This window comes from Ruegeria sp. K5, from assembly GCF_056531805.1.
Map to the genome: position 1 here is coordinate 259,982 of NZ_JBQFML010000005.1, position 18,690 is coordinate 278,671.

At 59.8% G+C, this 18,690-nt stretch carries 16 protein-coding genes; 8 read left to right on the forward strand and 8 right to left on the reverse strand.

Annotated elements, in window-relative coordinates:
• The first annotated feature begins 85 nt into the window (after positions 1–85).
• The 4 genes from ACR0MO_RS15340 (at position 86) to dld (ending at position 6,209) form a co-directional block, all read left to right on the forward strand.
• Positions 86–1,135, forward strand: coding sequence for a TRAP transporter substrate-binding protein (locus tag ACR0MO_RS15340; RefSeq protein ID WP_170521774.1), 1,050 nt, complete (start codon positions 86–88; stop codon positions 1,133–1,135).
• Between the two features lie 118 nt (positions 1,136–1,253).
• Entirely contained in the window at positions 1,254–3,317 is a 2,064-nt protein-coding gene (locus tag ACR0MO_RS15345) for a TRAP transporter large permease subunit (protein ID WP_170521776.1), read from the forward strand.
• Between the two features lie 12 nt (positions 3,318–3,329).
• On the forward strand, positions 3,330–4,481 hold the full coding sequence (locus tag ACR0MO_RS15350) for an alpha-hydroxy acid oxidase (protein WP_170452549.1): 1,152 nt from the start codon (positions 3,330–3,332) through the stop codon (positions 4,479–4,481).
• A gap of 18 nt (positions 4,482–4,499) precedes the next feature.
• Entirely contained in the window at positions 4,500–6,209 is a 1,710-nt protein-coding gene (dld, locus tag ACR0MO_RS15355) for a D-lactate dehydrogenase (protein WP_170452547.1), read from the forward strand.
• Positions 6,210–6,478: 269 nt separating this feature from the next.
• Here the strand turns inward: dld and gph are convergent, their stop codons facing one another.
• Complete coding sequence (gene gph, locus ACR0MO_RS15360) at positions 6,479–7,141, reverse strand: phosphoglycolate phosphatase (protein ID WP_480626333.1); 663 nt, start codon at positions 7,139–7,141, stop codon at positions 6,479–6,481.
• Between the two features lie 224 nt (positions 7,142–7,365).
• Between gph and hemP the strand changes: the two genes are divergently transcribed.
• Positions 7,366–7,539 (forward strand): hemin uptake protein HemP, encoded by a 174-nt coding sequence (gene hemP, locus ACR0MO_RS15365; protein WP_170452542.1) that lies wholly within the window; start codon positions 7,366–7,368, stop codon positions 7,537–7,539.
• Positions 7,536–8,012: a hypothetical protein gene (locus ACR0MO_RS15370; protein WP_170452540.1), complete on the forward strand. Its 477-nt coding sequence runs from the start codon at positions 7,536–7,538 to the stop codon at positions 8,010–8,012. The genes hemP and ACR0MO_RS15370 overlap by 4 nt, the downstream gene beginning before the upstream one ends.
• A gap of 41 nt (positions 8,013–8,053) precedes the next feature.
• Here the strand turns inward: ACR0MO_RS15370 and ACR0MO_RS15375 are convergent, their stop codons facing one another.
• From ACR0MO_RS15375 to ACR0MO_RS15405, 7 genes are all read right to left on the reverse strand, one after another.
• Positions 8,054–11,152 (reverse strand): aminotransferase class III-fold pyridoxal phosphate-dependent enzyme, encoded by a 3,099-nt coding sequence (locus ACR0MO_RS15375; protein WP_480892123.1) that lies wholly within the window; start codon positions 11,150–11,152, stop codon positions 8,054–8,056.
• A 69-nt stretch (positions 11,153–11,221) separates the two neighbouring features.
• Positions 11,222–12,094 (reverse strand): NAD(P)-dependent oxidoreductase, encoded by an 873-nt coding sequence (locus ACR0MO_RS15380; protein WP_170452538.1) that lies wholly within the window; start codon positions 12,092–12,094, stop codon positions 11,222–11,224.
• 96 nt (positions 12,095–12,190) lie between these two features.
• Complete coding sequence (gene cueR, locus ACR0MO_RS15385) at positions 12,191–12,580, reverse strand: Cu(I)-responsive transcriptional regulator (RefSeq protein ID WP_170452536.1); 390 nt, start codon at positions 12,578–12,580, stop codon at positions 12,191–12,193.
• Positions 12,577–15,048, reverse strand: coding sequence for a heavy metal translocating P-type ATPase (locus ACR0MO_RS15390; protein ID WP_480892126.1), 2,472 nt, complete (start codon positions 15,046–15,048; stop codon positions 12,577–12,579). Before ACR0MO_RS15390 ends, cueR begins: the two co-directional genes overlap by 4 nt.
• Positions 15,049–15,189: 141 nt before the next feature.
• Complete coding sequence (locus ACR0MO_RS15395) at positions 15,190–15,351, reverse strand: hypothetical protein (protein ID WP_480892129.1); 162 nt, start codon at positions 15,349–15,351, stop codon at positions 15,190–15,192.
• A gap of 48 nt (positions 15,352–15,399) precedes the next feature.
• Positions 15,400–16,020, reverse strand: a complete 621-nt coding sequence (locus ACR0MO_RS15400; protein ID WP_480892131.1) for a pyridoxamine 5'-phosphate oxidase family protein — start codon at positions 16,018–16,020, stop codon at positions 15,400–15,402.
• An 11-nt stretch (positions 16,021–16,031) separates the two neighbouring features.
• Entirely contained in the window at positions 16,032–16,496 is a 465-nt protein-coding gene (locus ACR0MO_RS15405; RefSeq protein WP_480892134.1) for a nuclear transport factor 2 family protein, read from the reverse strand.
• A gap of 303 nt (positions 16,497–16,799) precedes the next feature.
• Between ACR0MO_RS15405 and ACR0MO_RS15410 the strand changes: the two genes are divergently transcribed.
• Together ACR0MO_RS15410 and ACR0MO_RS15415 are read left to right on the forward strand one after the other, a co-directional pair.
• Positions 16,800–17,363, forward strand: a complete 564-nt coding sequence (locus ACR0MO_RS15410; RefSeq protein WP_480892136.1) for a TetR/AcrR family transcriptional regulator — start codon at positions 16,800–16,802, stop codon at positions 17,361–17,363.
• A gap of 112 nt (positions 17,364–17,475) precedes the next feature.
• On the forward strand, positions 17,476–18,633 hold the full coding sequence (locus ACR0MO_RS15415) for an acyl-CoA dehydrogenase family protein (RefSeq protein ID WP_480892138.1): 1,158 nt from the start codon (positions 17,476–17,478) through the stop codon (positions 18,631–18,633).
• Positions 18,634–18,690 lie beyond the last annotated feature (57 nt).

Here is an 18,690-nt window from a genome sequence, read left to right on the forward strand (position 1 = left end):
AAAGTTAATTTACCACCGGAGAGGCGCTGGAAGAGCCTGCGCCGCTGATCGAGGCACTTGCCCGACCTACCCTGGAGGAGATTTCATGAAGAAGACCCTGACGAGCCTGGCCGTTGCTGCCAGCGTTCTGGCCGCACCAGCGATTGCCGCTGACAAGCTTTTGCTGAAAACCCCGATTGCCTTCTCGACCGAATTGCCCGGCCTGGGCTCGCCGATTCCGCGCGTGGCCGAGCAACTGGACCTGATGTCGGGCGGTACGCTAAAAATGAAGGTGTATGAGCCGGGCAAGCTGGTTCCGCCGTTCGAAATTCTGGACGCTGTGTCCACCGGCAAGATCAACTCGGGCTACACCACTGCTGGGTATTGGGCAGGTAAAATCCCCGCCGCGCCGCTGTTCTCGGCTGTGCCCTTCGGTCCCGAGGCAGGCGAATATATGGCATGGCTGTATTACGGCAACGGCATGAGCCTGTATCAGGAGATGTACGATCAGGCCGGCTACAACGTCCACGTCATCCCTTGCGCGGTTATTGCCCCCGAAACTTCGGGCTGGTTTGCGACCGAGATCAACTCGCCCGAAGACCTGAACGGTCTGAAGATGCGTTTCTTCGGTCTGGGCGGCAAAGTCATGCAGAAACTGGGCGTTGCGACCTCGTTGCTACCGGGTGGTGAGATTTTCCCAGCACTGGAAAAAGGCGCCATCGACGCGACCGAATTCTCGATGCCCGCGATCGATGCGCGTCTGGGCTTCCACAAGCTGGTCAAGTTCAACTATTTCCCCGGCTGGCACCAGCAGGCGACCGTGTTTGAGTTGATGATCAATAAGGACGTCTGGAACGAGACCAGCGATCAGCACAAGGCAATCATCGAAAACGCCTGTAAGGCCTCGATGGCGGACAGCTTTGCCGAAGGCGAAGCCATTCAACACGCAGCGCTGATCGACAATGTCGAAAACAACGGTGTCACCATCAAGCAATGGTCGCCCGAGATGCTGGATACCTTCCGCGCGACCTGGGAAGAGGTTGCTGCTGAGGAAGCCGCAAACGACGCCTTCTTTGCCAAAGTCCTGGCCGACATGAACGAATTCCGTGACGGCTATGACCTGTGGAAGACCAACGCCTTCCTCCCGCGTCAGTAACCTTCCTGACTGACGCAACCGGGGCGGCGGCAACCGTCGCTCCGGTTCTTTGTTTCTGAATTTCGGACTTTCTAACCTTTCACCGCCCGCGCGCCGGGCTGCTGAGCGAGGAATGACCATGGCCACGCAAAAGAACCTCAACGATCCGGTCGAAGCCTATGAAGGCATCCTGGAACATCCCGAGACCGACCGCCAGAAAATCGCCGTTGCCATCGACACCAGCGTCAAGGCCGTAGGTCACGTGGTCATGTGGGCGAACGTCCTGCTGATGGCGGCGATCTTTTCTCAGGTCTCGCTGCGCTATCTGTTCAGCCAGAACTATCCCAAGCTGGATGAGATCCAGTGGCATTTCTACGGCATCGTCACGATGATCGGCATTTCCTATGCCCTGATCACCGACAGCCATGTGCGTGTGGACGTCTTGCATATGCAGCTGTCACGCCGGGCGCAGCGGATCATCGAAGTGATCGGCATCCTGACCCTGCTGACCCCGTTCATCTACCTGATGATCGATCAGGGCTATGACTATTTCTACGAAAGCTTCCGCGTCAATGAACGGTCTGACAGCCCCACCGGTCTGCCTGCACGTTGGGCGTTCAAGGCGGTGATTCCGATCAGTTTCATCCTGCTGGCTTTGGCGGCGCTGGCGCGGTTGATCCACGATGGGCACGCGTTGCTATACGGACCGGCCTCGGAACGCGAAGGCGCGCCGCTGCGCCGTATCCTGCTGGTGCTGGCTGTCTTTGCCGCCGTTTGCGTGGGCCTGACGTTCCTTGTTGAGACGACCGAGGAAAAGCTGGTCATCGCGATGTTCCTGACCTTCATCGCGCTGCTGTTTACCGGCTACCCGGTGGCTTGGGTTCTGGCCGGTGTCGGTGTGGCCTACTGTGGTCTGGCCTACCTGTTCGACAATGATCTGATGCTGTGGACGGGCCTTGAAAGCACATTTACGGGGCTCGATTACCTGACCCTCGGCGCGGTGGTGAACCGGGTTTATGCGACCATGTCCAACGCGGTTCTCGTGGCCTTGCCGATGTTTATCTTCATGGGCCTGATGCTGGACGAATCCGGTGTGGCCGAGCGTCTGATGTCCTCGATGCAGCGCCTGTTCGGGACGGTGCGCGGGGGGCTGGCGATCACCGTGACCCTGATCGGGATCATTCTGGCTGCCTCGACCGGCATCATTGGTGCGTCGGTTGTTCTGCTGGGTGTGCTGTCGCTGCCTTCGATGATGCAGCAGAAATACCAGCCGACACTAGCGGCGGGTGTGGTTTCAGCCTCGGGCACGCTGGGCATTCTGATCCCGCCGTCGATCATGCTGGTGATCATGGCCGACCAGATGGCCCTGTCTGTCGGAGACCTGTTCATGGCCGCCGTCTTTCCGGGCGTGATCATCGGTGGTCTGTACCTGACCTATATCTTCATCCTCGCGCTGGTGAAACGCGACGCAGCCCCGGTGCCCGAGGGCGCAAAGGCCCCCGACTGGGCCGCCGTCAAGGACGTGCTGATCGCGGTCATCCCGACGCTGATGCTGATCCTCGCGGTTCTGGGGTCGATCTTTGCTGGTCTGACCACTCCAACCGAGGCCTCAGGTATCGGTGCGTTGGGTGCGACGCTGCTGGCGCTTGGCTATCGCAAGCTGACCTTCGCGAAACTGTGGAACGTGCTGGTCTCGACCTTCAACACCACCGCCTATATCTTCGCGATCTTCCTTGGCGCGACCGTTTTCTCCTACGTCCTGCGGGAACTGGGTGGGGACGAGCTGATCGAACACGTCGTCCAATCAACCGGGTTCGGTGCCAACGGCACGATCCTATTCATCCTGTTCATCGTCTTCCTCCTGGGCTTTGTGCTGGACTGGATCGAGATCACGCTGATCGTGCTGCCCCTGATGCGCCCCATCGTGAACGGGTTGGGCATCGACATTCCCGGTTTTGGCGTTCTGGATGAACCGGCGCTGGTGTGGTTTGTCATCCTTGTCGCGGTGACGCTGCAAACCAGCTTCCTGACACCGCCGGTTGGATTCGCCCTGTTCTATCTGAAAGGCGTCTGCCCGCCCGAGATCAAGCTGACCCACATCTACAAAGGCATCATCCCCTTTGTCCTGTTGCAGCTGACCGGTCTGGCGCTGGTCTTCCTGTGGCCCACATTGGCCACCTGGCTGCCCTCGGTCGCCTATTAAGGAGCCTCAACAATGCGCCTGACCCAATGTCATAACTTCCACGATTTCCGGCGGTTGGCCAAACAGCGGCTGCCGGGACCGATCTTCAACTACATCGACGGTGGCGCGGATGATGAGGTGACGTATCGCGAAAATACCAACGCGTTCGACCGTTGCGACCTGTTGCCCTCGGTCCTGCGCGGCGTGAAGGACGTGGATATGTCGGTGACGGTGATGGGGCAAAAGCTGGATATGCCGGTCTATTGCTCACCCACCGCCCTGCAGCGCCTGTTCCACCATCAGGGGGAACGCGCGGTGGCGGCGGCGGCTGAGAAATACGGGACGATGTTCGGGGTCTCGTCACTGGGGACGGTGTCGCTGGAAGAACTGCGCCAGAAACACAAGAACCCACAGGTCTATCAGTTTTACTTCCACAAGGATCGCGGGTTGAACTCGGCCATGATGCAGCGCGCTAAAGAGGCTGGTGTCGAGGTGATGATGCTGACCGTTGACAGCATCACCGGCGGCAACCGCGAACGCGACCTGCGCACCGGGTTCTCGATCCCGTTCCGCCTAACGCTGGGCGGCATGATCCAGTTCGCAATCAAGCCGATGTGGGGGATCAACTATGTTACGCATGAGAAATTTCGCCTGCCGCAGCTAGAGGAGCATGTGGATATGGGCGGTGGGGCCAGCTCCATCGGTGGGTATTTCACCGACATGCTGGATCCGTCGATGAACTGGGATGACGTGGCGCAGATGGTGCGCGACTGGGACGGTCAGTTCTGCCTCAAGGGCGTCATGACCGTCGAGGACGCCAAACGCGCGGCTGAGATCGGCTGCACCGGCATCATCCTGTCGAACCACGGCGGGCGGCAACTGGACGGATCGCGCACGCCGTTCGATCAACTGGCCGAGATTGTCGATGCGGTGGGTGACAAGCTGGACGTGATGATGGACAGTGGCATCCAACGTGGCACGCATGTGCTGAAGGCACTGTCGATAGGGGCCAAAGCTGTGGGCGTCGGACGGCACTATCTGTACCCGCTGGCCGCTGCAGGGCAGGCGGGGGTCGAACGCTCCCTTGGCTTGATGCGGGCCGAGATTGAACGCGACATGAAACTGATGGGCGTCACCAGCATCGATCAACTGAGCCGCGAGAACATCCGTTTTCGCAACGTATAGAACGGGCCGGAGGCTGCCATGACCAATGACGCGCTGATCAAACATTTCCGTTCCATCGTCGGATCGCGCCACGTCCTGACAGGCGAACGCGCGACCGAACGGTTCCGGCGCGGCTTCCGCTCGGGCGAGGGGGAGGCGCTGTGCGTCATTCAACCCGGTTCTTTGTTGGAACAGTGGAAGGTGCTGCAAGCCTGCGTTGCCGCCGACAAGATCGTCATTATGCAGGCGGCCAATACCGGACTGACCGAGGGGTCGACCCCTTCGGGCAGTTATGATCGCGATGTGGTGCTGATCAACACGCGGCGGATGGATGCTCTGGTGCCCCTGAATGATGGCGCGCAGATCGTCAGCTTTCCGGGCGCCACCCTGTTTGCATTGGAGAAACTGCTGGCCCCGCTTGGGCGCGAGCCGCATTCGGTGATCGGATCATCCTGTATCGGCGCGTCGATTGTGGGTGGCGTCTGCAACAACTCGGGCGGTTCGCTGGTTGAACGCGGGCCGGTTTATACGGAACTGTCCGTCTATGCCCGGATCACCGAACAGGGCGAGTTGGAACTGGTCAACCATCTGGGCATCGATCTGGGCGAAACGCCCGAGGAAATCCTTGCCAATCTCGATGCAGGACAGTTCGAGCGCAATCCGGGGGCGACGAACAAGCGCGCCTCGGCCAGCGACTATGCGCAGATCGTACGGGACGTGGATGCCGAAACACCTGCGCGGTTCAACGCGGACAAGGCCAAACTGTTCGAATCCGCCGGATCCGCCGGAAAATTGGCGGTGTTTGCCGTGCGTCTTGATACCTTCCCCAAGAACAAGGCCGAACAGGTCTTCTATATCGGAACCAACGACCCCGAGGATCTGGCAGACTTGCGTCGACATATCCTGTCCGAGTTCCAGTCTCTGCCGGTATCCGCCGAATACATGCAGCGTGAGGTATTCGACATCACCGCGAAATACGGCAAGGACACGGTGGTGATGATCGACAAGCTGGGCACAGATCGGCTGCCATTCTTCTTTGCCATGAAGGGGGCCGTGGATGCCCGTTTGCGCCGCGTTCCGTTCCTCAGCAGTTTTACCGACAGGTTCATGCAAATGGCGGTGTCTTTGTGGCCCCGCGTACTGCCTAAACGAATGACGCAGTTCCGGGACAAGTACGAACACCACCTGATCCTGAAGATGAAAGAGGGTGGCATCGCCGAGGCCGCCAGTTGGTTGCCGGAATTTCTGAAAGACCGTGATGCGGATTTCTTCGAATGCGACGCGCGCGAGGCCAAGATTGCCGGTCTGCACCGGTTTGCCGCCGCGGGTGCCGCCGTGCGCTATATGGCCATCCATGCCAATGAGGTTGAAGACATCATCGCGCTGGATGTCGCCCTGCGCCGCAACGATAGGGAATGGTTGGAAAAACTGCCCCCCGAGATCGAGGATCAACTGGTCCACAAACTCTATTACGGCCACTTCATGTGCCACGTGATGCATCAGGATTACGTGGTCCGGAAGGGGGCAGATCCCAAGGCGCTCAAGGCTGCGATGCTGAAGCTGTTCGATCAGCGCGGGGCGGAATACCCGGCAGAACACAATGTTGGCCACCTGTATAAGGCCAAGCCCGATCTGGCGGCACATTACACATGCTGCGATCCGACCAACTCGTTCAATCCGGGTATCGGGAAAATGTCGAAGGCAAAACACTATCAGGATCAACGCGGTGTGAACTCTGCCGCACAATAGGACTAAGGCTCGCAGAAGTCGCGGAACGAGCGTGAACAGCATCCTGTTCGCCAGGTCGGCCTGATTGATACTGCGGGACCGTCGCAGGTATCCAAAGCAGCCTTTTGCAACTTTTTTGTTTCTCTACGGGAAACCCCCAATTTCGCCGCGAAAAGGGATTCGTTAGAACGAACCCAACCACAGGTCGCGCGCGACCAAACAGTTTTTCCCCGATGAGGGGCTGGTCACTACCCCCTCGGCCGGCCCCTCAATAATTTTTGGGCGTGGGTTTACTGTGCCTCTTCCAGCATCCGAGATACCAACGCCGGTAATTCGGTTGCACTGTCATAGGCAACGGTGTGCGGAATCTCCGCGACCGGCGATTTTCGGTAGCCTTGGGTAAACAGCAGAAATGGAATCCCCGCCCGGTCCGAGGTTTCTGCATCCACTTCGCTGTCCCCGACAAACAGGCGTGGCCCTGGGGCGCTGAGCGCGTCAAAGCTGGCGAACAGGTGGCTGGGGTCGGGTTTTCGTGTGTCCAGGCTGTCGCCACCAAGGACCGCATCGAAGAAAGGTGACAGGTTGAGCGCATCCAGAATGTGATGGGCCGGGGCCTCGGGCTTGTTGGTACAGACGCCAAGGGTACAGCCCATGCGTCTGAGGTCGTCCAACGCCTCGGGAATGCCATCATAGGGCACAGTCGTTTTGCTGGCCCCGGCATTGTAATGGGCCAGCATCACTTTGGTCAGTTCGCTGTGGCGGTCCATCGGCAGGTTACAGTGCCGGATCACGCGCTCGACCAGCTTGGGCAGACCGTTTCCGACGAATCGACCGATGACCTCTGGGGGCAGGGGCGGCAGGCCGACGTCGTCCAGCGTCCGGTTTGCGGCTGCCACGATATCGCCGAGGCTGTCGATCAGAGTTCCATCGAGGTCAAATACAACCGCTGCCATCACTGAATACCTGCCTAATTGCTGAATTTGTCAAAGACTTATCGTGGCTTGGCGCTGGTCGCAAACCGGCAAATTCCCGCGCGTGCAAACAGGGCACTTGACATACCTTACTAAAATAATCAGATTAAGCGCAGGAACAGAGAGCCAGCCCATTCTCGGGTCAGCCAGAGTAATAAACCGCGAACAAACAAGGCCGTTTGCCTGAAAACTTCTGGAGTTGACCGATGAACGCGCAGACCCCGACCCCGAACCCTACTCAATCCTATGCTGTGTCCATGCTGCCTTCGCACAAAGCCGAAGAGCTGACAAAGGGTGGCAACCTGGCCCATATCGAGCTGGGCGATCAAATGTATACCCTGCGCATCACCCGCGCGGGCAAATTGATTCTCACCAAATGAGCGCGCCGACGTCGCGGGGTGGGGCGTCCGTTGGCCGGTTGTCCGACCTCGACCCGATCGAAGCAGGTGCTGTTATGTATCTGCGGCTTTGGGGCGATGGCCCCAAGGGCCGTGCGGATGCAGCAAGTGATTTCGACATTGCGCTGGGCGCGGATCAGGGCCGGGCGGCGATGCTGACGCTGGATCGGCTGTGCTCGCTTTGTGCCCATCACGGTCGCCGACCGCTGGTGCGGCATGGGTTGGGATGCGGATGCCTGGGCGCGGATGAAAACTGTTTCGCGCAAATGATCGGCGCGGCAGCCGAAGGCGCGCGCGAGGATGCGATGATGATGGCATCCCTGATCGTGCGTCCGGATTTTGCCCCGGCTCTGGCATCACTGTCCGAGGAACTGGGCCTGACCCTGCGGCGCATGATGACGGCCATTCCGATGCAGACCACCGGCCACCAGACCCCCTCGACCGTGTTGCACTAAACGACGCGGTAAACCCCGGCTTAACGGCCGGGGTTACTTTGTCAGCAGCAGCCACATCCCGCGTGATGGTGGTCGTGATCGCAAACCTGCGCCGGAGTGAAATCACCGACCTCTGACAACACATCCCTAAGCGCGAACAGGATCATATCCACATCCTCGGCTTCGATGGTCAGGGGCGGGCGGATTTTCAGGATATTGTCCTTTGGCCCCTCACTGCCGATCAGGATGCGGTGGTCGCGCATCCGGTTCTTGACGTATTTGCAGATTTCAGTGCCTTCCGAGCCGTCGGGGTTGATCAACTCCACCCCCAGAAACAGCCCCATCCCGCGAACATCTCCGACACATCCGAAATCAGATTCGATCTGGCGCAACCCGTCGATCAGCCGCGCACCCATCAGGCGCGCATTCTCCTGCAGGCCTTCGTCATCGACGATATCCAGCACCTCTTTGCCGATCCGGCAAGACAGGGTCGAGCCGCCAAAGGTCGAGAAAAACTCGATCCCGTTGTCAAAGCTTTGGGCGATCTCTTTGGTGGTGACCACAACGCCCAGAGGGTGGCCGTTACCGATGGGCTTGCCCATCACCACGATGTCCGGCAACGCGCCCTGATGCTCAAAACCGAAATAGTAGTCACCCAGACGACCCAGCCCGGTTTGCACCTCATCCGCGATGCAAACACCCCCAGCAGCGCGAATTTTCTCATAAACGGCAGGCAGATAGCCCTTGGGCGGAATGATCTGCCCCCCGACCGAGGGGAAGGTTTCTGCGATGAACCCGGCAAGCCCATGGCCTTTGCTTTGCAACGCGGTGATCGCCGGATCGACGAAATCGGCGAACTTCTGGGCGCGGTCCGGATCATCGCGCCGGAACGATCCGCGATAATCATCCGCGACCTCGACCAGTTCGACCCAATCCGCCTGACCAACCCCGCCGGGTTTGTTGAACTTATAGGCCGAGATTGCCACCGCCGCGTTGGTATTGCCGTGATAACCATGATCCGGCGTCACGATCCCCTTGGCCCCGGTATGGGCGCGGGCCAGCCGCAGGGCCAGTTCGTTGGCCTCGGTGCCGGAATTGACGAAGAAACAGACCTCAAGGTGATCGGGCAGTTTCGACAAGACCTTATCGGCAAACGCCGTCTGTGCCGGATGCAGATACCGCGTGTTCGAGTTCATGCGCTTCAACTGATCCGCCGCAACGGCCTGAATGCGAGGATGCGCATGGCCCACATGGGGGACGTTGTTATACGCGTCCAAATAGGGGCGACCCCATTCGTCGAACAGATGGTGCTTCCACCCGCGCACCAGCATGACCGGATCATCATAGGTCAGCGACAGGTTGCCGCCGAAATGATCATGGCGGCCTTGCAGAATGGCCTGCTTGTCGGTCGGTTGATAGAGCACCTTGTCATCCGGCAAGTTCAACAACGCGGCGGGGTTCGGGCAGACCGCGTGCCACAGGAACATCTCGTCCGGGTCGCCCACGCCGGGCCAGGCGGCCTCCATCCCAACCGTTGTCAGCGCCAATTGGAAATGCACATGCGGGGCCCAGCCGCCATTCTGGCTGGCATCGCCAAGCTGTGCGAAGGCCGCGCCCTGCGCCACGGGATCGCCCGGTTTCAGCCGATCACAGACCTCGGGGTCCAGATGACCGTAGAGGGTGTAGAACGGATCGCCTTGGGGCGTTTCATGGCGCAGGATCACCACGCCGCCATAATCCAGATGGCTGTCCCGGTTTTCGACCACTTCGACCCGCCCACTGACAGGCGCGTGCAATGCGGTGCCTGCCGGGGCAAAGACATCCACCGCCAGATGCACTGTCCGCCGGTCGGACGCCTTCCACGGGCCTTTGCGAAACCCCGGTTCCGCATAAATCAGCCGCGGTTCGTTGTAATATCCGAGCCAGAACCCGTCTCCGAACTCTTCCCCGACCCGCGCTGCCTCTTCCAAAGGCATGTGGAACGGGTTTTGCGGCCAGGTCGAGTTTTCCACCGACAGCGAGCCCATGGGAACCTCGCCAAGGTCCTGTCCGAACATCTGGGCAAAGTGACCGCGATGTGCCGCCAGATAGGCGTGAACACGTTCGGCCCCGTCGGTGACCGGCACGTGACATGCGGCGCGCAGACGTGCTGGCATCAAGCCGCCATTGACCGCAGCGTTTTCCAGAAACCGCCACGCCGGAGCCTGTGAAATCGTCACATAGGGATCATCCGGGTTTTCCGCCGCCATCAGGGTCGAGTTCACCACGGACACAGCCAGCCGCATCCGCAGAAGTGGCCAGATCAGATCAAGCTCCTGCGGGCTCAGACGGTTCGCGGCGTGATAGCCGCGCACCAACGCTGTCAGGGCGCGTTCGGGTTTCGGGTGATCCAGCACGACATAGGCACCGGCAATGGCCAGGTCGCACACGCGGGGCGCTGCGCACATATCACCCAGATCGATCAGGCCCGTGACGGTCTGGCCCTGACCCAGCGCGCCATCGACCAGAACATTGTAATCGTTGGCGTCGTTGTGAATGGCCTGTCTCGGCAGGCTCGCAAGCGTGTCCGAAATGGCGTCGAACCCGGCGACGATTTCGCCTAGCAATCTGCGCCGGTCTTCATCCTGAATGACGCCCAGTTGATCCGCGATCCAACCGGCCTGCGTCAGATCCCACTTGAACCCTGCCCGATCCAACCCGTCATGCGCGAAGCCTTCCAACGCCCGATCCGTCGCGCCAAGAACGCGCCCCAACCTCAGGATCAATTCCTCGCTTTTGGGCGCGGCTTGCGCGTAACACTCGCCGGGCAAGCACTCAAGCAGCCAGACCAAACGGGATGCACCGGTTTCGTCCTGAATCTCCGGCAAAACGTCGCCATTCAAATCCGCAAAGACCTTTGGGAAGGGCAGGCCCGGGGCCGTCGCGGCAATATGCTCCAACGCCTTGATCTGCAGATCCACCAAACCGCGCGCGCAGCCGGGGCGCATGACCTTCAGAATGTAATCCTGACCGTTTTTCGCCTGCACCAGAAAGTTCAGATCATACTCACCATCCAGCCGCGTCAAACGCGCCTCAAGCCCCCAGTGCAGCCGCAGCGCAGTTGCCCAGAACACAGTCATATCGCTCATACCCTGTTCGTCCGACACCAGGATCCCCTTCATCTGGCTGAAAATATCTTCGGGGGGAGACGCGCCCTCAGGCGCGGCGGGGGGCAGACAGCCCCCCTGACCTCAGTCCAGCGCGCGCAAACGCTTGAACAGCGAGGACGTGTCCCACCGACCGCCGCCCAGCTTTTGCACATCCTTGTAGAACTGGTCGACCAAAGCCGTCACCGGCAGGGAGGCCCCGGTTTCATTCGCCGTCTCCAGACAGATCCCCAAATCCTTGCGCATCCAGTCCACCGCAAATCCATGATCGAAATGATCGTCCAGCATGGTTTCATAGCGGTTCGCCATCTGCCAGCTGCCCGCAGCACCCTGGCTGATCACCTCAACGACCGAGCGCCCATCCAAGCCGGCCTTTTCGGCAAAATGCAACGCTTCGCTCAGGCCCTGAACCAGACCGGCAATGGCAATCTGGTTGCACATCTTGGTCATCTGCCCCGCGCCGCTGTCACCGATCCTGCGGCAGATCTTGGAATAGACCTGCATGATTGGTTCAGCCGCATCGTAAGCCACCTGATCGCCGCCACACATGATCGACAATGCGCCATTCTCGGCACCCGCCTGACCGCCCGAGATCGGGGCGTCCACAAAGGCAATCCCCTTGCTTTGCGCCGCGGCATACAGCTCGCGTGTGACCTTGGCGGACACGGTGGTGTGATCAACGAATGTTGCACCTTCGGCCATGCCGTGAAAGGCGCCGCCCTCGCCGGTGCAGACCATGCGCAGGTCGTCGTCATTGCCGACGCAGGCCATCACGAAATCTGCGCCCTTAGCAGCGTCTTGCGGGGTGATCGCCATCGCGCCGCCATGTTGGGCAACCCAGGCTTCGGCCTTTGCGGCTGTCCGATTGAAAACGGTCACCTCATGACCCGCCGCCTGCAAATGTCCGGCCATTGGATAGCCCATGACGCCCAAACCCAGAAACGCAACTTTTGCCATTTGGTGATCCTCTCTGCTGACCGGCCCCGTATCATTCAGCGGGCCGGAGTGTTGGTCAGAGACAAAGCAAAGCTGCGCCCAAAGGGCAACCCCGCGTCATGCCTTGCCGCCCAGATCCTGAAGGATCGGGCAGTCGGGGCGATCATCCCCTGCACAGGCGTCGATCAGGTGACTCAGCGTGTCGCGCATGGCCTTCAGGTCCGCGATCTTGGCATCGATCTGCGCCAGATGATCGCGGGCCACCCGTTTGACATCCGCACTGGCCCGCGTTTCGTCTTCGTAAAGCGCCAGCAGGGTGCGGCAGTCTTCGATGGTGAACCCCAAAGCGCGGGCGCGGCCCAGAAAGGTCAGCTTGTGCAGGTCCTGAGGGCGGAAGACCCGGTACCCATTGTCGTCGCGCAGGGGTTTGATCAGAGCAATCTCTTCGTAGTAGCGGATGGTTTTGGCGGGCAGGCCGGTTTGGGCAGCGACATCTCCGATATTCATGCGCGGACCTCCTTGGATGTCGCCTTTGCGTTATCAGGCAGATCCGCGCGCACCCGCCGCAGGCGCAGCGCGTTCGAGACGACAAAGACACTGGACAAGGCCATCGCCCCTGCGGCCAAGGCCGGGGACAGCAAGTGACCCCCAAACGGATAGAGAACCCCCGCTGCAACCGGGATCAGAAGGATGTTATATCCAAAGGCCCAGCCCAGATTCTGCCGGATGTTACGCATTGTGCGGCGACTGATTTCAACGGCATTCGCAACACCGCGCAAATCGCCGGACATCAGAACGACGTCCGCAGTCTCAATCGCTACGTCTGTGCCGGTGCCAATGGCGACACCTATGTCGGCCGCAGCAAGGGCAGGGGCGTCGTTGATGCCGTCGCCGACGAAAGCCAGGGTGCCAAACCGGTCCTGCAAGGATTGTATCGCGTCCCGTTTTCCGTCCGGCAGGACTTCGGCTGTGATATGGTCGATACCCAAACGGTTGGCCAATGCCCTCGCCGTACGGGTGTTGTCACCGGTGACCATCGCCAGCGTCAAACCGGCCTCGCGCAGGCGCGCCAATGCCTCGGGCGTGCCGGGTTTTATCGGGTCGGAAACATACAGCGCCGCCGCCAGCCGCCCATCAATCGCCATGAAAAGTGGCGTTGCGCCTTCGGTGGCGCGGGCGTCAGACTCGGCTTGCAGGTCGTCAAGGTCAAGGCCTTGCTGCTGCATCAGGGTCTTGGATCCGATCAGAACGCGCCGACCTTCGACCACGCCCTGCACCCCGAGGCCCGTCAGGGATTGAACCTCGGAGGCATCGGGCAAATCTGCGGGACCGGCGCGCGTGATTGCCGATGCGATCGGATGCTCTGAACGTGCTTCCAACGCCGCAGCCAAACGAAGCACCTCGGTCGGATCGAATCCGGTTGTCGGTGTAATGTTGTCGAATTCGGGACGGCCCAGTGTCAACGTACCGGTCTTGTCCAATGCGATCACCTTTGCCTGTTGCAATTGCTGCAACGCATCGCCCTTGCGGAACAGCACGCCCAGCTCGGCTGCACGGCCGGTGCCGACCATGATCGAGGTCGGTGTTGCCAGACCCATGGCGCAGGGGCAGGCGATGATCAGGACCGAGACCCCGGCCACCAGCGCCAGCGGCAAAGAGGGCGCAGGCCCGAATAGCAACCACGCGAGGACGGTCAGAACAGCGACAGTGATGACCGCCGGAACAAAGCGATAGGTGATCCGGTCCACCAGCCCCTGGATTGGCAGTTTGGCCCCCTGCGCCTGTTCCACCAATCGAATGACCTGCGCCAGGACTGTATCGGCCCCGACACGCGTGGCCTGCACCCGCAGAGCACCGGTTCCGTTCACGGTGCCGCCAACAACTGGATCACCGGGTGATTTGCCGACCGGAACGGGCTCGCCTGTGATCATGCTTTCATCCACAAACGTAGAGCCCTCCAACACCTGCCCATCGACCGCGATGCGTTCACCGGGTCGAATTTGCAGGATGTCGCCCACAGTGATTTCGGCAATGGGGCGGTCGACAGCAGCGCCGCCCTGTTCAACTCGCGCGGTTTTGGGTTGCAGCCCGATCAGCTTGCGAATGGCTGCGCCGGTTTTGCCTTTGGCGCGCGCCTCCATCCAGCGGCCCAGAAGGATCAGAACCACGATGACAGCGGCGGCTTCGAAATACACATCTGCTGTGCCCTGCGGCAGCACGCCGGGGGTAAAGGTGGCGGTCACCGAATAGAGGTAGGCGGCACCGGTTCCCAACGCGACCAGCGCGTTCATATCCGGCGTTCCGCGCAGCAGGGACGGGATGCCCTTTTGATAGAACACCCGCCCGGGACCGATCAGCAGAACCGAGGTCAACGCGAATTGGATCAACTGACTGGCTTGCCCGCCAATGGTGCCGTGCACCCAATGATGGAAGGCAGGGATCATATGCCCGCCCATCTCGAGTATGAACACCGGTGCCGCAAGCAGCGCGGCCAGCAGTGTGGACCGCTTCAGGGTTTGCGCCTCGTCATCCTGCGTCGCGGGGGCAGTGCCCCGCTGCCCCTCGATCCGGGCCGGATAGCCAAGATTGGTCACGACCCGAGCCAGAGTTTCGGGCGAGGTGGCATCCTCAAGATAAGTCACCCGCGCCGACCCGGTCGCCAGATTGACATCAGCAGTCAAAACACCTGTGGTCGCGGCAAGCGCACGTTCGATCTTCGCCACGCAAGAGGCGCAGTTCATCCCGGTGAGCGCAAGGACAGTCTGTTCGATCGCCGCAGGATAACCGGCATCGTCCAGCGCTTCGGTCAGCGCCGTAACCGGACCCGTGGTTACGACCTGCGCAGTGTGGGTTGCCAAGTTGACCGAGGCGGACTCGACGCCTGCAACACCGTTCAACGCAGCTTCGGCCCGCGCAACGCAAGAGGCGCAGTTCAGTCCGGTGATCTTGATCTGTATTGGTTGAGGCTGTGCCATACGACTCGTCTCGGAACTATCTTTGCCCTCCACATGAGGGTTCCAGTGACGGGAAGGTCAAGGGGCGCGCCATGGATTTTCGCGGAAATCAGGCGTTAATGCAGTTGGGGCATTCGGAAGGGCGTCTGACGAGGTACGCCGTCAGTTTTGCAGCAAGCGGTCCAGCAACAATGTCTGTTCACCCGTCGCAGGCTGTGTCCGGACCGCATTCGGGGAGGCAAAAAAACCATAGAGGACAACAAGCAAAGCGCAGCCGACACCTGCAAGCGAGATCAGGGCGATATTCATCGTTGAACGTAGCATGGTAGTCCGTCCTCCGTCAGCGAAGGTGATTTGAAGGGTCTCTGTGACCTAATCCGATTGGGCCAGTGCTTGTTTCAGCCGTTCATTTTCAGCCTGCAACTGCGCCAGTTGCTGTCCCAAAGCGTTCAGATGCGGGCGCAGTTCAGCCTCGGTATAACGGGGCGTGATATGGCTGGGGCAATTCCAGTCCAGCGCCTCGACCCGGATGATCACGGCGCGTTCGGCGCGTGTGGTGGCCCCGTCGGGATACAGGCTGGTTGTGGCCGCCTCGCCTTCGGTAAACTCCACACGCCCCAGAATCTTGAGACGGCGCTGATTGGCGTAATCCATCAGGATCATCGCAATTCGATCGTTCCCGTTCAGATTCCCGCGCGAGATATACTGCTTGTTGCCGGAAAAATCTGCATAGCCGATGGTCTGAGTCCCCAGCACTTTCAGGAACCCGACAGGGCCGCCGCGATACTGAACATAAGGCCATCCGGTCTCGGACACGGTGGCCTGATAGAACCCGTCCCGCGCTGTGATAAACGCTTTTTCCGCATCGCCGATCAGGTGGCCTTGCTGTGGGCCACCTTCGATAAACTTGGCATAGGTTTTTGCCGATCCCATCCGTTCCTGATGGGCGCGAACGGCTGGGGTGAAGGTCAGTTCGGAAAAGGCGCGCGGCATGGTTTGTCCTTTCACAGACCCAAGTCTGACAGCCCTGGATGGTCTTCCGGGCGTTCGCCCTGCGGCCAGTGAAACAGGCGGTCATCCTCGGTGATCGGCAAATCGTTTAACGAGGCGTGACGATGCGACATGCGCCCGTCCTCGGCAAATTCCCAATTCTCATTGCCATAAGACCTGAACCACTGACCGCTGTCATCGTGCCATTCATAGGCATAGCGCACCGCAATGCGATTGCCGGAAAAGGCCCAAAGCTCTTTGATCAGGCGATAGTCCAGTTCCTTGCGCCACTTGCGGGTCGGGAAAGCGTGGATGTCGGCGTGGCCGGACAGGAATTCGGCCCGGTTCCGCCATTGGCTGTGTTCGGTATAGGCCGGGGTCACGACATCTGCGTCACGGGAATTCCAGGCATTTTCGGCCATACGAACCTTTTGCGTGGCGGTTTCGACGGTGAAGGGCGGCAGCGGCGGTCTGGACATTTTCGGGTGCTCTTTCAGACGAGTGCTGCAGCGATCATCGCCAGAGTCAATAGGACCGGCAGATATTGTGGTGGAACAAGGTTGGCGTGTCGTTTCATCGGTCAAATCCTTGGGTGAACTGATCGGTAAGAATACCTCTAAGGTGTACCGATCTGTCAATAAGCTCAAGTATTATTTTGCGACTTGATGTAATTCCTTAAGAAGCGGATCGAAAAGCTATGTATTTCAACGGGGTAGGCAAGGTGGATTGAACCGCGCGGCCAAGTTTAATATGTACAGGTCAGTACATGCAGGAGCGGGATCATGCGTCCAAACAAACGAGATGAGCTTGTTCGCAAGGCGATGCAGGTGTTCTATCGCGACGGGTTTCACGCGACTGGCATGGACAAGCTGGTGGTGGAAACGGGCGTGTCGAAAACTTCGATGTACAAGCATTTCCGCACCAAGGAAGAGTTGATCCTGGCCGTCCTGCGCCTACGGGACGAAAGCTTTCGCGAGTGGGTTCTGGGACGTATGTCGGACAGGGCCGACACGCCGGCGGGGCAAATCCTGGCCAGTTTCGACGCCCTCAAGGAATGGTTCGAACAGGACGAATTTCGCGGCTGCATGTTCATCAAGGCGGGCGCCGAGTATCAGGAGGCCGATCATCCGATCCATGTTCAGGCCGCCAGGCACAAACAGGTGATGCTGGATCATTTCACCGGTCTGGCAAAAAAGGCCGGTACGGCCGAACCGGAAACGCTGGCGCGGCAGATTGTCTTGTTACAGGAAGGCGCGATTGTGTCCGCCGTGCTGTTGAAAAGCGGCGACCCTGCCGAAGACGCCAAAGAGGCTGCCGCATTACTGCTGAAAACCGCCTTGGCCTAACCCGCCGGGAAAGAACGTTGCGTTGTTCAGGGGCCCAACGCGACGTCACATGGATTGGCGGGAAGCGCTGGGCTAGGTAGCCTATAACAAACGCTTATCCGGAGATCTGAAGATGTCGCTTTTCACCTCGTCCGCCGCCTGGGTTACAGATGAACACCGCATGTTTGCCGATATGGCAGGCCGGTTCATGGATGATGAACTTTCCCCGAATGTTGAAACATGGGCCGACAACGGCGTTGTCGACCGCGCGTTTTGGCACAAGGTCGGCGAAGCAGGGCTGATGGCGGGTTCGGTCGCCGAAGAATATGGCGGCGTTGGTGGCGGCATGGGCTTTGATGCCGTGACAATCTATGAACAGGCCGCGCGTGGTGATGCGGGTTGGGGGTATGGAATTCAGTCCATCGTGACCCACTACATCGCGACCTATGGCAGCGAAGACCAAAAGCAAAAATGGCTGCCCAAGCTGATCTCGGGCGAAATGGTAGGCGCGCTTGCAATGACTGAACCGGGCACCGGGTCCGACGTTCAGGCCGTGCGGACGACGGCCGAAAAGGATGGCAACTCTTACAAGCTCAACGGGTCCAAGATTTTCATCACCAACGGTCAGTCGGCGGACCTGATCGTTGTTGCGGCGAAAACGGATAAGTCCCTTGGGGCAAAAGGCGTTTCCCTGATCGCGGTCGAAACCGAAGGCGCGGATGGGTTTCGCCGGGGGCGTAACCTCAAAAAGCTGGGCATGAAGGGCAACGACACCGCCGAGCTGTTCTTTGAGGATGTCAAAGTGCCGTTGACGAACCTGCTGGGCCCGAATGAGGGGCAGGGGTTTTATCAGTTGATGAAGCAATTGCCCTGGGAACGCCTGACCATCGGTCTGATGGCCCTTGGGGCAATCGATTTCGCCATCGCCGAGACGGTGAAATACGTGCAAGAGCGTAAGGCCTTCGGTCAGCGTGTCATGGACTTTCAGAACACGCGTTTCAAACTGGCCGAGTGCAAGACCAAGGCCGAAGTGCTGCGCAGTTTCGTGAATGACTGTATCGCCAAGCTGGAGGCCGGAGAGTTGGACGCCGCGACAGCCTCGATGGTCAAATACTGGGGGTCCGAGGTGCAGAACGAAATCATGCACGAATGCCTGCAACTGTTTGGCGGCTATGGGTTCATGATGGAATACCCGATTGCCCGTCTTTACGCGGATGCACGCGTGCAGATGATCTATGGCGGCACCAACGAAGTGATGAAAGAGTTGATCGCGCGGTCACTCGACGTCTAGGGGGCTCCCGCCCATCTTCGTCGTTTCTGTCGAAACGACTGTGCTGGTTGGGCCGGG